The 14,075-nt window shown below is 63.7% G+C and carries 12 protein-coding genes; 9 read left to right on the top strand and 3 right to left on the bottom strand.

Features of this window, described 5'->3' with window-relative positions:
• Positions 1–1,090 (top strand): COG4223 family protein (locus tag ACR0MM_RS18500; protein ID WP_480697852.1); only part of this gene is annotated, 1,090 nt, incomplete at its 5' end.
• A 10-nt stretch (positions 1,091–1,100) separates the two neighbouring features.
• A complete protein-coding gene (locus ACR0MM_RS18495; protein ID WP_480697850.1) occupies positions 1,101–2,609 on the top strand; it encodes a heme biosynthesis HemY N-terminal domain-containing protein in 1,509 nt (502 codons plus the stop codon).
• Here ACR0MM_RS18495 and ACR0MM_RS18490 read toward each other — a convergent pair.
• The 3 genes from ACR0MM_RS18490 to ACR0MM_RS18480 are packed head-to-tail and all read right to left on the bottom strand — an operon-like array spanning position 2,606 to position 5,704.
• A complete protein-coding gene (locus ACR0MM_RS18490) occupies positions 2,606–3,646 on the bottom strand; it encodes an ABC transporter substrate-binding protein (protein WP_480697848.1) in 1,041 nt (346 codons plus the stop codon). The genes ACR0MM_RS18495 and ACR0MM_RS18490 overlap by 4 nt on opposite strands.
• Positions 3,643–5,040: a sensor histidine kinase gene (locus ACR0MM_RS18485; protein WP_170447163.1), complete on the bottom strand. Its 1,398-nt coding sequence runs from the start codon at positions 5,038–5,040 to the stop codon at positions 3,643–3,645. The genes ACR0MM_RS18490 and ACR0MM_RS18485 overlap by 4 nt, the downstream gene beginning before the upstream one ends.
• Complete coding sequence (locus tag ACR0MM_RS18480) at positions 5,033–5,704, bottom strand: response regulator transcription factor (RefSeq protein ID WP_170340612.1); 672 nt, start codon at positions 5,702–5,704, stop codon at positions 5,033–5,035. The genes ACR0MM_RS18485 and ACR0MM_RS18480 overlap by 8 nt, the downstream gene beginning before the upstream one ends.
• 157 nt (positions 5,705–5,861) lie before the next feature.
• On the opposite strand from ACR0MM_RS18480, the gene ACR0MM_RS18475 reads away from it, so the two are divergent.
• From ACR0MM_RS18475 to ACR0MM_RS18445, 7 genes are all read left to right on the top strand, one after another.
• A complete protein-coding gene (locus ACR0MM_RS18475; protein WP_170361035.1) occupies positions 5,862–6,830 on the top strand; it encodes a Bug family tripartite tricarboxylate transporter substrate binding protein in 969 nt (322 codons plus the stop codon).
• Positions 6,831–6,908: 78 nt separating this feature from the next.
• A complete protein-coding gene (locus ACR0MM_RS18470) occupies positions 6,909–7,340 on the top strand; it encodes a tripartite tricarboxylate transporter TctB family protein (protein WP_170340610.1) in 432 nt (143 codons plus the stop codon).
• Positions 7,341–7,349: 9 nt separating this feature from the next.
• On the top strand, positions 7,350–8,888 hold the full coding sequence (locus ACR0MM_RS18465; RefSeq protein ID WP_093963852.1) for a tripartite tricarboxylate transporter permease: 1,539 nt from the start codon (positions 7,350–7,352) through the stop codon (positions 8,886–8,888).
• 141 nt (positions 8,889–9,029) lie between these two features.
• Entirely contained in the window at positions 9,030–10,106 is a 1,077-nt protein-coding gene (locus ACR0MM_RS18460) for an MHYT domain-containing protein (protein WP_480697859.1), read from the top strand.
• Positions 10,107–10,239: 133 nt separating this feature from the next.
• On the top strand, positions 10,240–11,073 hold the full coding sequence (locus tag ACR0MM_RS18455) for an FAD binding domain-containing protein (RefSeq protein ID WP_222457837.1): 834 nt from the start codon (positions 10,240–10,242) through the stop codon (positions 11,071–11,073).
• A gap of 14 nt (positions 11,074–11,087) precedes the next feature.
• The gene (locus tag ACR0MM_RS18450; RefSeq protein WP_093963851.1) at positions 11,088–11,582 is read left to right on the top strand and encodes a (2Fe-2S)-binding protein; all 495 of its coding nucleotides are present in this window, start codon (positions 11,088–11,090) and stop codon (positions 11,580–11,582) included.
• Complete coding sequence (locus tag ACR0MM_RS18445; protein WP_480697845.1) at positions 11,579–13,996, top strand: aerobic carbon-monoxide dehydrogenase large subunit; 2,418 nt, start codon at positions 11,579–11,581, stop codon at positions 13,994–13,996. The genes ACR0MM_RS18450 and ACR0MM_RS18445 overlap by 4 nt, the downstream gene beginning before the upstream one ends.
• Positions 13,997–14,075 lie beyond the last annotated feature (79 nt).

The raw sequence follows: 14,075 nt of genomic DNA, 5'->3' as shown, positions 1-14,075 counted from the left end.
AGCCGAAGCCGAAGCCGAAGCCGAAGCCGAAGCCGAAGCCGAAGCCGAAGCCGAAGCCGAAGCCGAAGCCGAAGCCGAAGCCGAAGCCGAACGGGCTACGGCAACCGATCAGCAACCTGAGGCCAAGCGAAGCGGGTTCATGCCGGCGCTGATCGGTGGCGTCATCGCGGCGGCGCTGGGGTTCGCCGCCGGACGCAGCGATCTGCTTTGGCCGGCGGGGTCCGATCCGTCCGAGGCGATTGCAGCGCTTGAGACCAAGGTGTCCGACCAGGCTCAGCAACTGGCTGACCTGAGCAAGCAATTGTCTGGAGTTCCCGACCCGTCCGCTGAAATCGCGGCGCTGAGCGCCAAGCTGACACCGATCGAAAGCGATCTTGGCGCGCTCAAATCCAATGTCGACGATCTGTCCGGCAAGGTTGACCCCTTGGCGCAACGCGTCGCACAGCTTGAGGCACGTCCGTTGACCGACGCCGCCTCGCCCGAAACCGTTGCGGCCGTCGAGGCCGAGCTGAAGAAGCTGCAGGAGTCGCTGGCCGCCCAGCGTGCCGAAGTCGAAAAGATGGTCGCCGAAGCGCAAACCCTGGACGGGCAGGCCCAAGCCCGGGCACAGGCGGCTGAGAACCTGGCCGTGCTGTCCAAGATTCAGGGTCAATTGGATGCCGGAGCACCCTATGCTGATCTGGTGGCCCAGTTGCAGACCGGCGGCGTGCAGGTGCCGGAAGCCCTGTCCGCTCCGGCCGGCGAAGGTGTGCCGACACTGACGGATCTGCGCGAGAGTTTTGCGCCTGCCGCCCGAACTGCGCTGGCAGATGCGCGCGAAGCCGACAAGGGAACGGGCCTTGTCGCCTTTCTTCAGCGACAAACCGGTGCCCGGTCCGTCTCGCCAAAAGACGGCAATGACCCCGACGCCATCCTGTCACGAGCGGAGGCCGCGTTGGGCAAAGGTGACATCAGCACGGCCTTGACCGAGTTGGGCGCGCTTCCGGAATCGGCGCAGCCAGCCATGGCCGAATGGATCGCGGCTGCCAAAACCCGCCAATCCGCGGTCGAAGCCGCCAATGCGCTTGTGACAAGCGTGAACTCGAACTGAGGGGCCTGCCATGCTCTGGTCATTGTTGAAGATCCTGGTTTTTGTCGCGATCGTCGGCCTTCTGGCCATGGGGGCAGGCGTTCTGATGGAAACCAGCGGTGGCATCCAGATCACCGCGATGGGAACCGAGGTCACGCTCAGCCCGCTGCAGTCGGTGATTGCGCTGGGCCTGCTGGTTCTGGCGGTTTGGCTGTTTTTCAAGCTGCTCAGCCTGCTGATTGCGACCCTGAAATTCCTCAACGGTGATGAAACTGCCCTTTCGCGCTATTTCGACCGCAGCCGCGAGAAACGGGGCTATCAGGCGCTGGCTGACGGGTTGATGGCGCTGGCCTCGGGCGAGGGGCGGACGGCCATGACGATGGCGCACAAGGCCGAACGGCTGCTGAACAAGCCGGAACTGACGAACCTTCTGGTGGCCCAGGCGGCCGAAATGGTCGGTGACACCAAAAAGGCCTCGGAAACCTACAAGAAACTGGTGACGGATCAGGCCACACGTTTCGTCGGCGTGCGCGGAATCATGAAACAGAAGTTGGCCGAGGGCGATGATGAAACCGCGCGCAAACTTGCCGAAAAAGCACTGGCGCTGAAGCCGCGGCATCAGGAAACGCAGGATGTGCTTCTGAAACTGCAGACCAAGGCGCAGGACTGGGCCGGCGCACGGTCGACCCTGACCGCCAAGTTGAAGTCCGGCGCGCTGCCGCGTGATGTGTTCAAGCGACGCGACGCAGTTCTGGCCCTGTCCGAGGCCAAGGGAATTCTGGATGAAACTGCCAGTGTCGAACAGCAGGAGCGCGCGATCGAGGCGAACCGCCTCTCACCCGACCTGGTGCCGGCGGCAGCCATGGCCGCACGGGCCTACATCGCCAAGGGCAAGCCGCGCGCCGCGACAAAGATTCTCAAAAAAGCATGGGAAGCGCAGCCGCATCCGGATCTGGCCCATGCCTTTGCTGAGATCGTGCCCGACGAAACCGCCGAGGAACGGGTCAAGCGCTTTACGGCATTGACGCGCATCCATCCCGAGCATCTGGAAACGCGCCTGATCCTGGCCGAGCTGAACATCGTCGCCGAAGACTTTCCCGAGGCCCGCCGGGCGCTTGGCGATGTGGTCGAGAAAGGTGCCGATGCCCGAGCCTATACCCTGATGGCCGCCATCGAGCGCGGCGAAGGAGCCTCGGACGCGGTGGTTCAGGGCTGGCTGGCCAAAGCGTTGAATGCGCCGCGCGGGCCGCAATGGGTTTGCGACAACTGCCATGACATCCAGGCTGAATGGGCGCCGGTCTGCCCCAACTGTCACAGCTTTGACACGCTCAGCTGGCAGACCCCCAAAACCCCTGAGATCGCCACGGCGACGGGTGTTCACATGCTGCCTCTGATCGTGGGGGCGTTGGAAGACCGCTCGGATATGGCCGAGGACGCCGAGATCGAGGATATCCCCGAGCCTGAGATTGTCGATGCCAGCATGGCAGACCAGGCCCCCGAAGAACCTGAGACCGAAGACGCCGGACCGAAACCGGCCTAGCGGGCGGTTTCGACGTCAAACGCGTCGTTCCACAGTTTGAACAACTCTGCCCGGCGGTTCGGGTCGCTGGCCACCAGAAGGGCGGGCGACAAAGGGATGAACCGTCGTGCGCTGGGCGTCAGTCCGGTCTCGGCCGAGTCCATACGGGACACAAGCCCCGAGGTTGCGAGCAAGTCCTGTGCCTGTGCAGAGAGCAAGAAATCCAGCAAACGGGCTGCGGCAGCGCTGTTGCCTGCATTCTTCGGGATCAGAAAGGCGCGGGACAGAACGAGGGTGTAGTCCTCGGGCAGGATCACCCCAACTGCCGGGTCCTGTGCATTCGCGACATAAGAGCCAAGCACGTTGTAGGCGATCAGGAACCGGCCCTCGGCAACGTCGCGAATGATCTCGGCGGAACAGCAGGTGGCAATGGCATCTATGCGCGCGAAACCTTCGATCAGTGACCCGAAGGTGGTCGCCTCGAGACTGTCTCCATAGGCAAACAGATATCCCAGCCCCGAGGCTGCGATGTCATAGGTCGCCACCCGGCCGCGCAGCAGGTCGGGGCGGGTGCGCATCGCGTCCAGCAGGGCAAAGCGGCTGCGCGGCACTTCAAGGTCGTCCAGACGGTCCTTGTTGTAGACGATGACCGCGGGTTCGGTGGTGATCCCCCATAGCTCGTCCCGCCAGCGCCGGGCTGGGGGCAAGGCCTGCGTCAGGGCCGAGCTGTAGCGGTGGGCGCAGGCGGCATTGACCAACCAGACCATCTGCTGAACGGCCGAGGAAAACACCGCATCGGCCGGGCTGTCGCCGGTCTTGCAGGCCGTCTTGCTGTGCTGGAACAGCGCGTTCGAGCCCCATTGTTCATAGGTGATGGTCAGGTCTGGGTTCTGCGCCGCGAACTGTTCCATCACCGGGCGGATAATGCCGATATCCGTGGTCGAGCGCACAAGCAGGGGGGTGGGCCCGGTGCCGAATTCGGTAACTGCTTCCTGCGCCGCGGTGCGGGTACCCAACGTCAGTAGGCACAGGGCCAGCGGGATCAGAAACCGTATCATGCGCCTGTTCCTTCGGTGGCGGCCGGAAAGTTCAGCGATACGCGAAACCCGTCATCGGTGCGGGTCATCTCGACGGTGCCGTCAAAGGCTTCGGCGGTGGATTTGACAATCGACAGACCCAGCCCGCTGCTGTCCTCGCCCGAGCCTGCGTTGCGGTTGAACCGGTCGCCCAGCCGGGCAGAGACCGACGTTTCCGGCCCCGGACCGCTGTCGCGCACCCACAGAACGGCGCGGCCACCCTCCAGGCTGGCGCCGATGCTGACCGGGGCCTTGCCGTGGCGCAGCGCGTTGCCCAGCAGGTTCTTGGTGGCCTCGCCCAGCGAAAACGCATCGCCCCGCACCCAGACCGGGTTTTCCCCGATTTTCAGATGCACCTCGACGCCGGGGGCGATCACCTCGTGGTCGCTCTGCTCCAGCGCCTCGAGCGCCACTTCGCGCAGATCGACCAGCAGGCGCGGGGCGCTGTCGATGCGGTGGATGACCATCGCGCGCGACAACAGCTGATCCAGAAGTGTCCCGAGCGACCGCGTGCGATTCAGCAGCCGGTCCAGCGCGCGGTGGCGAGCTGGGGCATCCGGATCCGCCTGCGCGATTTCGGCCTGGACCCGGATCGCCGCGACCGGGGTGCGCAACTGATGGGCGGTGTCGGCGATCAGGTTGCGCATCGACAGAACCTGCCGGTCCAGTCGCCCCATGAACCGGTTCATCGCTGCGATCATGACCTGCAATTCGCGCGGCAGACCGTCGCTGGCCACGGGCGTCAGGTCATAGGGGTCGCGGCGGATCAGGTCGTCCGACATCGCCTCGAGCGGGCGCAGCGCCGAACGGGTGACGAACCAGGACATGATCAGCAGCAACGCGCCGGCAGCCGCCATCGGCAGCAGGGCATCCAGCATCAGCCCGGCGGTCATCGCGCGTCGTGCCAGCAAGGTCTGCCCGACAACGATTTCAACTTCGCCCGAGAAGTCGCGCTCGGCGAACAGGCGGGGCAGTCGGACGAACCGGGCCGGTTCCCCGTTCAGGTCTGCCGCGAAATATTGGGCCGACTGGCTGACGGGCTGCGGGGGCGCGATCACCGTGTCCGGGTCCAGCCCGGTGATGAAGCGCCCGTCGGGCCCGCGCACCGCGTAATAGATCCGGTCATCCGGGGCCTGGGCCAGCAGCTCAAAGGCCGAAACCGGCAGGTCGACGATGGGCTGGCCGTCCTGGATGCGCACGGATTCGGCGATGTCGCTGGCCGCGCCCAGCAGCAGCCGGTCATAGGCCTGACGGGCCGCCAACCGGCCGTTGGCCCAGATCGACAGGCCGACCAGCACGCCGCCCAGAACAAGGATCAGCATCACCGCGCTCAGCACCCGGGCGGTCAGGCTGTGGGGCAGGGGCGGCCTAACCATGCAGGCCGATCCGGTACCCGACCCCGCGCTGGGTTGTGATGGTCACACCGCTGCCCGAGAATTTCTTGCGCAGCCGGGCGATATACAGCTCGATCGCGTTCACGCCCACATCGGCATCCTCGAACCCGTAAAGCGAGTCGTACAGCCGCGCCTTGGACAGGAACTGCCCTTCGTGCCGGATCAGGGCGTCCAGCACGGCGGCCTCGCGCGCGGTCAGGTTCAGGCGTTTGCCGCCCAGCGTGGCGCTGCGGTCCTTGGGGGCATAGACCAGCGGGCCCAGCGTGATCTGCTCGCTCTTGCGGTCAGCGTCGCGACGCACCAGCGCGCGCAACCGCGCCTCGAGCTCGCGCTGGTCGAAGGGCTTGCCCAGGTAATCGTCGGCTCCTTTGTCCAGCGCGGCGACCCGGTCCTCGACCGCGGTCAGCGCGGTCAGCATCAAGACCGGAATGCGGTCACCCCCGCCACGGATTTCGTCCAGAAAGCCCAGGCCCGACCCGTCGGGCAGATTGATGTCCAGCAGGATCGCGTCATAGCCTTGGACCGCGCGGAAATCGCGCGCGGCCTCGACCGAGGTCGCCAGATCGCATACGACACCGGACCGGCCCAAATGGGCCACGACGCCCTCGGCCAGATCCTCGGCATCCTCGATCATCAATACACGCATTGTCCCCCCGAACGCCCGTCGCAACATGACAGGTTCGTGACAGCATTATTCGTTAAAGAAAATCAACCTGCAAGGAAGGGCTGCTCGCCCGGCTCCCTGCAGGGACCGGTTTCGTCTGCGTAACAGCAGGCCAAGAAGACCCTAGGAGGAGAACCAAATGAAACTGTTTGGAACCGGCGGCGTCGTAGCCGCTGCCGTATTCGCCCTGACCGGCTTTGCCGCCAGCGCTCAGGAATGTATTGCACCGGCAAACCCCGGTGGTGGTTGGGACTTTACCTGCCGTCAGGTGGGCAAGTCGCTGCAGGATCTGGGCCTGATCGACCAGACCATGCAGGTCGTGAACCTGGCCGGTGGCGGCGGTGGCGTGGCCTTTGCCGAGGTGGTGAACAAGCGCAATGACGACAACAACCTAATTGTCGCCGCAAGTGCCGCAACCGCAACCCGTCTGGCCCAGGGCGCCTATCCGGGCAACACCATGGATCAGGTCCGCTGGCTGGCCGCGATCGGCGCCGACTATGGCGTGATCGCCGTGGCTGCCGATAGCCCCGTCAACACCCTGCCCGAGCTGCTGGACCAGATCAAAGCCGACCCGGCTTCGGTTTCGGTTGCTGGCGGTTCGGCCGTGGGCGGCTGGGACCACCTGAAGGTACTGATCGCGGCCAATGCCTATGGCATCGACGATGTCCGCTCGGTCAAGTACATCGCCTTTGACGGCGGTGGCGAGGCGGTGACCCAGCTGCTGGCCGGCTCGGTCCAGGCCTTTACCGGTGACATTTCCGAAGCCAAGGGTTTCGTGGATTCCGGCGACATCAAAGTGATCGCGGTTCTGGCGCCCGAGCGTCTGCCCGGTGAATTCGCTGACTTCCCGACCGCCAAGGAGCAGGGTGTGGATGCCATCGGCGCCAACTGGCGCGGTTTCTATGCACCGGGCGGCATGTCGGACGAGGCCTACAACGACTGGGTCGCAAAAATCGGTGACCTGTATGCGTCGGACGAGTGGAAAGAAGTGATGGCCGCCAACGGTCTGGCTCCGCTGGACCTGCAGGGCGAGGACTTCCAGAACTTCGTTGCCGAGTCCGTCGGTCAGATCCAGACCATCTCGAAAGAGATCGGGATCATCAAGTAACCGCACCACTCACGTGCAGGCGGGTGCCGCGACAGCGTGGCGCCCGCACTGTTTCTACCCGAACAACAGGAGACACCGATGAGTGACCGCATCTTCGGGGTTGTCGGACTTCTTCTTGCCATTGGTTTCGCGATATCCGCGCTGGCGATCGAAGAAAGCTTTCTGTCCGATGCCGTTGGGCCCAAGGCCTTTCCTTTGATCATCGCCGCCATTCTGGGCGTGTCCAGCGCGGTGATCGCCCTTCGCCCGGACGCCGAGCCGGAATGGCCGGCCCTTGGCCGTCTGGTCGAGATCGCCGCCGCGGTGGTGGTCATGATCCTGTATGCCGAATTGCTGCCCGAGTTGGGCTTCGTCATCGCCACGGCCTTTGCCGCGGCCTACCTGGCCTGGCGATTGGGGTCCGGTCCGATCGAAAGCGTTCTGGTCGGCGTGGGCACCTCGGTTGGGATCTACGTCATTTTCCACCTGGTTCTGGGCCTGTCGCTGGCCAAAGGGCCGCTGGGTTTCTAGGGGGCGATCATGGAAACTTTTGCATCCTTGGCCGATGGGTTCGCCATCGCGCTGACCTGGCAGAACCTGATGCTGGCCCTGTTGGGCTGCTTTCTGGGTACGGTCATGGGCGCGCTGCCGGGCCTTGGCCCGTCGAACGGCGTGGCCATCCTAATCCCACTGGCCTTCACGCTGGGGCTGGGCGCGACGCCGTCGCTGATCCTGCTGACCAGTGTCTATTACGGGGCGATGTACGGGGGGCGGATCTCGTCGATCCTGCTGAACATCCCCGGTGACGAGCCTGCGATGATGACCTGTCTGGATGGGCATCCCATGGCCAAAAAAGGCCTGGCAGGTGAAGCTCTTTCGCTGTCCGGTATCGCCTCGTTTGTCGGTGCGTTCCTGGCGACCTGGGGCCTGATCCTGCTGGCGCCCCAGCTGGTCAAAGTGGCATTGCTGTTCGGCCCGGCCGAATATTTTGCCCTTTTCGCACTGGCGTTCATGACGCTTGGCGGTGTGTCGTCGACCAATCAGGCCAAATCGGCTTTTGCCGCCGCGCTGGGGCTTGGGCTGGCGACCATCGGCGTTGATACCCAAACGGGCGTGCCGCGCTTTACCTATGGCGAAGTGCATCTGTACGACGGGATCGATTTCCTGGTGGCCATCGTCGGCCTGTTTGCCCTGTCCGAGGTGTTCATTTTCCTCGAACACCGGCATGGCGGGTCTGACGCCGAGGGCAGCAAGCTGAAAATCGGCAAGCTCTACCCTCCGATGTCGATGATCAAGAGCTGCACGCCGACGATGCTGCGCACCTCGTTCCTGGGCTTCATCGCCGGGGTTCTTCCCGGGGCCGGGGCATCACTGGGGTCGTTCATTTCGTACTCGATGGAAAAGCGGCTGGTGGACAAGAAAAACACCTTTGGCACCGGTGATCCGCGCGGCGTGGCCGCGCCGGAGGCTGGTAACAACGCCGCCGCCGGAGGCGCATTGGTACCGATGCTGGCGCTGGGCGTACCGGGGTCGGGTACCACGGCGGTGCTGCTGGCGGTGCTGCTGGCGCTGAACATCACGCCCGGGCCGCTGCTGTTCACGCAGAACCCGGATGTGGTCTGGGGCCTGATCGCGGCGCTGTTCATCGCCAACTTCATGCTGCTGGCCATGAACATCCCCATGGTGGGCCTGTTCACCCGCGTGCTGATGATCCCGTCGCGCATCCTGATGCCGATCGTGGCCATGGTCAGTTTTGTCGGCATCTACGGCATTTCCGGGTCCAGCTTTGACCTGCTGGTGATGATCGGGTTCGGCGTGATGGGCTGGGTCCTGCGCAAGCTGGACGTGCCGCTGGTGCCGATCATTCTGGGTACCCTGCTGGGCAACGCGATGGAGAACAACCTGCGTCGCGCCGTGACCATCGACAACGGCAACTGGTGGACCCTGATCGACAGCCCGTTGTCCATCGGGTTGTGGACAATCGCGATCATCGGCTTTGTTCTGCCCCTGATCGTGGGCGCCCGGGTCAAGGCCAAGATGCACCAGCGTCGTGACGAAGAAGGCGCGATCAGCGATTGATCTGCCTGTCCGCCGCCCGCCGAAATGGTCGGGCGGCGGATCGTTTGCCGGCCCGTGACCCGCAGGGTTCGGCTGAAGATTGTCCCAGACACCTCGCTTTGCTAACGTCACTCTCGCGTCGGGGAGGGCGTGCAAACCGAAATGCTGGATTACTCGCATAACGCTTGGCTCGTAGCGGCCTCGTTGGCCGTCGCACTCATGGCCGGGTTCACGGGCCTGTATTTGACGCATGGCGCCTCAAAGCTGGATGACCAGAGGCGGAAGTTCGTTGTCGCCCTGGCCGCGGTCATTCTGGGCGGCGGCATCTGGTCGATGCATTTCGTGGCCATGCTGGGCCTGCAACTGCCGATCCTTTTCTACTATGACGCGTTGATCACCCTGATCTCAGCCCTGGTTGCCATTCTGATGGTCGGGCTGGCGCTGCTGCTGTTGCATTTCCGCGCGCGTAGCCCGGGCACGATTGTCGGCGCCGGCGTGATCGTGGGTCTTGGTATTGTGGTGATGCACTATATCGGCATGGCCGGGATGGAGCTGTGTCGCCCCGTCTACACCGCATCAGACGTTGCGATCGCGACCGTGGCTTCGGTGGTGCTGTCAGTATTGGCGATCTGGGTTGCCTACGACAATCGCACCCAGCGCAATATCCTGCTGGGCACGGTGTGTTTTGGCCTGGCCGTGTTCACCATGCACTTCGTCGCCACGGGCCTGACCGATTTTACCGCCAGTGACAACGCAGGTGGCGCGGGCCCGGCATTGAACAATCAGGTTCTTGCGATGGGGGTGACCGTTGCGGTGTTCCTGATTTGCGGGGCATTCCTGCTGACCGGGATCACCTTTATCGGGCCCGAGCCGGTGGCCGAAGCGCCGCAGCCGGAACCGGCTCTGCGCGCCGGCGTCCCGTTTGAGCGCGAGGGCCAGACCTTTTTCACTGAACCAGCGCGCATCGCCGCCATTCGGGCCGAGGGGCACTACACCGTTTTGTACATGGGCGCTGAGAAACTGTTCTGCCCCTGGTCGATCACCGAGGCCGAAACCCGCCTGAAACCAGACGGCTTTTTGCGGGCCCACCGAAGTTACCTTGTGAACCCCAGACACGTTTCCCGGTTTGAGCGGCACAAGGACAACGGCACCTGTTATTTCGACCAGGTCGATGCGCTCAGCAAGGTGCCGGTCAGCCGATCCCGCCTGACGGAAATCCGTGAGGCGCTGGGCCTCTGATCGCAACTCGTGCAGCCCATTCGCATTTCGTGAAACAACCCGCGCCCCCCGTTCCTGCGCGATAGCCTGCGCGCGCCCTCAGGACTTTGCTTAATCCCAAGGCCCCGACGTGAACGGGCCAAGGGAGGAAAACATGATACCAGCCGGTTTCGAGTATCACCGGCCAGGCGACATCGCCTCGGCCATCGGCATTCTGCAGGAACACGGGGACGAAGCGCGGGTGATCGCAGGCGGGCACAGCCTGATCCCGATGATGAAGCTGCGCATGGCCGAGATGGGCCATCTGGTCGACCTGCAGGCCATCGAGGAACTCAAAGGCATCGAGGTCGGGTCCGATACCGTGACCCTGGGCGCGATGGTCACGCAGCACGAGTTGATCACCCACGACGGTCTGGCTGACGCGATCCCGCTGATCCGCGAAGCGGCGCTGCAGATCGCGGATCCGCAGGTGCGGTACATGGGTACGGTCGGCGGGAACGTGGCCAACGGGGATCCGGGCAATGACATGCCGGGTCTGATGCAGTGCCTGAACGCGTCGTTCGAACTGTCTGGCCCTGACGGCACCCGCAGCGTCCCGGCCCGCGATTTCTACGAGGCGGCCTATTTCACCGCCCGCGAGGACGAGGAGATACTGACACGGATTTCCATCCCTGTTCCCGGCCCCGGTGTCGGGCAGGCCTATGAAAAGCAGAAACGCAAGATCGGCGACTACGCAACTGCGGCTGCCGCAGTGATGGTTGGCAACGGTCAGGCATCTGTGGCGATGACCAACCTGTCCGACACGCCCGTCTGGTCTGACGCGGCCAGCGCGGCACTGGCTTCGGGTGATGTCGACGGCTGCGTGGCCGCGATGCTCGAGGCGATCGACCCGGTGGCCGACAACCGCGGACCCGTCGAATTCAAGAAACACGTGGCCGCCGTGATGCTGCGCCGCGCCATCGACCGTGCGCAGAGCCGCGCGGGCTGAGGGGAGGAACACAGATGTCGAAGATGCATGTCAAACTCACCGTGAACGGCAAGCAGGTCGAAGGCCTGGCCGAGCCGCGCACGTTGTTGATCCACTTCCTGCGGGAAGATCTGAAAATCACCGGCCCGCATATCGGTTGCGAAACCAGCCACTGCGGAGCCTGTACCGTGGATATCGATGGCAAATCCGTCAAATCCTGCACGACCTTCGTGGCGCAGGTGAACGGGGCCGATATCACCACCGTCGAAGGGCTGACCAATGACGACGGCAGCCTTGGTGTGCTGCAGGAAATGTTCCGCGAGCATCACGGGCTGCAGTGCGGTTTCTGCACGCCGGGCATGATCACCCGCGCGCATCGCCTGCTGCAGGAAAATCCCAACCCGACCGAAGAAGAAATCCGCTTTGGCATGGCCGGCAATCTCTGCCGCTGCACCGGGTACCAGAACATCGTCAAGGCGATCTCGGCCTCGGCTGACATGCTGAACGCGCAGAAGGAGGCCGCGGAATGAACGACCAGACCATGACCCCCGAAGAACGCGCCGCCAACCTCAAGGGGATGGGCAGCTCGCGCAAACGCGTCGAGGACGTGCGCTTTACCCAAGGCAAGGGCAACTACGTCGATGACATCAAGCTGGACGGAATGCTGTTCGGTGCCTTTGTCCGTTCACCCTATGCCCACGCCCGCGTTGTCAGCGTCAACAAAGAGGCCGCTCTGGCGGTGCCCGGTGTCGTGGCCGTTCTGACGGCCGAGGACTTGGCGCCGCTGGGTCTTCACTGGATGCCCACGCTTGCCGGCGACAAACAGATGGTGCTTGCCGACGGCAAGGTCCTGTTCCAGGGCCAGGAGGTGGCCTATGTGGTTGCAGAAGACCGCTATGTCGCCGCGGATGCCGTCGAACTGGTCGAAGTCGAATACGAGGAACTGCCGGTTCTGACCGACCCGTTCGAGGCGCTGAAGTCCGACGTGGTGCTGCGTGAGGATCTGGAAGGTCAGACCGAAGGCGCCCATGGGCCGCGCAAGCATCACAACCACATCTTCACCTGGGAACAGGGTGACAAGGACGCGACCGAAGCCGTTCTGGCCGAAGCCGATGTGGTGGCTGAGGAGATGGTCTACTACCACCGCACCCACCCCTGTCCGCTTGAGACCTGCGGCTGCGTGGCCAGCATGGACAAGGTGACCGGCAAGCTGACGCTGTACGGCACCTTCCAGGCGCCGCATGCGATCCGCACCGTCGTGTCCCTGATTTCGGGCCTGGCCGAGCACAATATCCGGGTGATCAGCCCCGATATCGGCGGCGGTTTCGGCAACAAGGTGGGCGCTTATGCGGGTTATGTCTGTTCGGTCGTGGCCTCGATCGTCACCGGTCAGCCGGTGAAATGGGTCGAGAACCGGATGGAAAATCTGATGTCCACCGCCTTTGCCCGCGACTACTGGATGCAGGGCAAGATCGCCGCCACCAAAGACGGCAAGATCACGGGCCTGTGGTGTCATACAACCGCGGACCACGGTGGGTTCGACGCCTGTGCCGACCCGACCAAGTTCCCGGCCGGGTTCATGAACATCTGCACCGGGTCCTACGACATCCCGACCGCCTATCTGGCCGTGGACGGCGTCTACACCAACAAGGCTCCGGGGGGTGTGGCCTATCGCTGTTCCTTCCGCGTGACCGAGGCCGCCTATTTCATCGAGCGGATGATCGAGGTTCTGGCCATCAAGTTGAACATGGACGCGGCCGAGCTGCGCCGGATCAATTTCATCAAGGCCGACCAGTTCCCCTATCAGTCCGCGCTGGGATGGGAATATGACTCGGGCGATTACCACACCGCCTGGGACAAGGCGCTGGCTGCGGTTGGATACGAGGATCTGCGTGCCGAACAGGCACAGCGGGTCGAGGACTTCAAGGCCGGCAAGACGCGGAAGCTTCTGGGGATTGGTCTGACGCATTTTACCGAAATCGTCGGGGCAGGGCCTGTGAAGAACTGCGATATTCTGGGCTTGGGGATGTTCGACAGCTGCGAAATCCGCATCCACCCGACCGGGTCAGCCATCGCGCGGCTGGGGACGATCTCACAGGGCCAGGGTCACGCCACGACCTTTGCCCAGATCATCGCCAGCGAGATCGGTCTTCCAGCCGACGACATCACGCTGGAGGAAGGAGACACCGACACCGCGCCCTATGGCTTGGGCACCTATGGTTCTCGGTCCACGCCGGTTGCGGGGGCTGCAACGGCCATGGCTGCACGCAAGATCCGCGCCAAGGCGCAGATGATCGCGGCCTACCTGCTTGAGGTTCACGACGACGATGTCGAATGGGACGTGGACCGGTTCGCGGTCAAAGGCGCGCCCGAGCGGTTCAAGACGATGAAAGAGATCGCCTTTGCCGCCTACAACCAGGCCATCCCGGGGTTGGAGCCGGGTCTGGAGGCCGTCAGCTACTATGACCCGCCCAACATGACCTATCCGTTCGGCGCCTATATCTGTGTCATGGAGATCGATGTCGATACCGGCGAATGGGAAGTCCGGCAGTTCTATGCGCTGGACGATTGCGGAACCCGGATCAACCCGATGATCATCGAAGGTCAGGTTCATGGCGGTGTGACCGAGGCGCTGGCCATCGCGATGGGTCAAGAGATTTCCTATGATGAGATGGGCAACGTCAAGACCGGCACGCTGATGGACTTCTTCCTGCCAACCGCGTGGGAAACGCCCAACTATACGACCGATTACACGGTGACCCCCTCGCCGCATCATCCGATCGGCGCGAAGGGTGTCGGCGAAAGCCCGAATGTGGGTGGCGTGCCGGCGTTCTCGAATGCGGTGCATGATGCGTTCCGGCCCTTTGGCCTGGTTCAGAGCCACATGCCGCATGACCATTGGCGGATCTGGAAGATCGCCAACGGTTTGGGGATGCACGGGTAGTCGGTTTCGGACCGGCGAGGCCCGGTCCGACCGAACGGAGGGGGTGCTGACCCCCTCCGACCCCCTCGGGATATTTTGG

The organism is Ruegeria sp. BC6, from assembly GCF_056539185.1.
This window is presented reverse-complemented; position numbering and strand designations above follow the sequence as displayed.

What these genes read in the sequence shown, in the direction of transcription:
- ACR0MM_RS18480 (WP_170340612.1), bottom strand. Translation starts at nt 5,704, where the DNA reads ATGCGTGTATTGATGATCGAGGATGCCGAGGATCTGGCCGAGGGCGTC.
- ACR0MM_RS18455 (WP_222457837.1), top strand. Translation starts at nt 10,240, where the DNA reads ATGATACCAGCCGGTTTCGAGTATCACCGGCCAGGCGACATCGCCTCG.
- ACR0MM_RS18450 (WP_093963851.1), top strand. Translation starts at nt 11,088, where the DNA reads ATGTCGAAGATGCATGTCAAACTCACCGTGAACGGCAAGCAGGTCGAA.
- ACR0MM_RS18490 (WP_480697848.1), bottom strand. Translation starts at nt 3,646, where the DNA reads ATGATACGGTTTCTGATCCCGCTGGCCCTGTGCCTACTGACGTTGGGT.
- ACR0MM_RS18445 (WP_480697845.1), top strand. Translation starts at nt 11,579, where the DNA reads ATGAACGACCAGACCATGACCCCCGAAGAACGCGCCGCCAACCTCAAG.
- ACR0MM_RS18495 (WP_480697850.1), top strand. Translation starts at nt 1,101, where the DNA reads ATGCTCTGGTCATTGTTGAAGATCCTGGTTTTTGTCGCGATCGTCGGC.
- ACR0MM_RS18465 (WP_093963852.1), top strand. Translation starts at nt 7,350, where the DNA reads ATGGAAACTTTTGCATCCTTGGCCGATGGGTTCGCCATCGCGCTGACC.
- ACR0MM_RS18460 (WP_480697859.1), top strand. Translation starts at nt 9,030, where the DNA reads ATGCTGGATTACTCGCATAACGCTTGGCTCGTAGCGGCCTCGTTGGCC.
- ACR0MM_RS18475 (WP_170361035.1), top strand. Translation starts at nt 5,862, where the DNA reads ATGAAACTGTTTGGAACCGGCGGCGTCGTAGCCGCTGCCGTATTCGCC.
- ACR0MM_RS18470 (WP_170340610.1), top strand. Translation starts at nt 6,909, where the DNA reads ATGAGTGACCGCATCTTCGGGGTTGTCGGACTTCTTCTTGCCATTGGT.
- ACR0MM_RS18485 (WP_170447163.1), bottom strand. Translation starts at nt 5,040, where the DNA reads ATGGTTAGGCCGCCCCTGCCCCACAGCCTGACCGCCCGGGTGCTGAGC.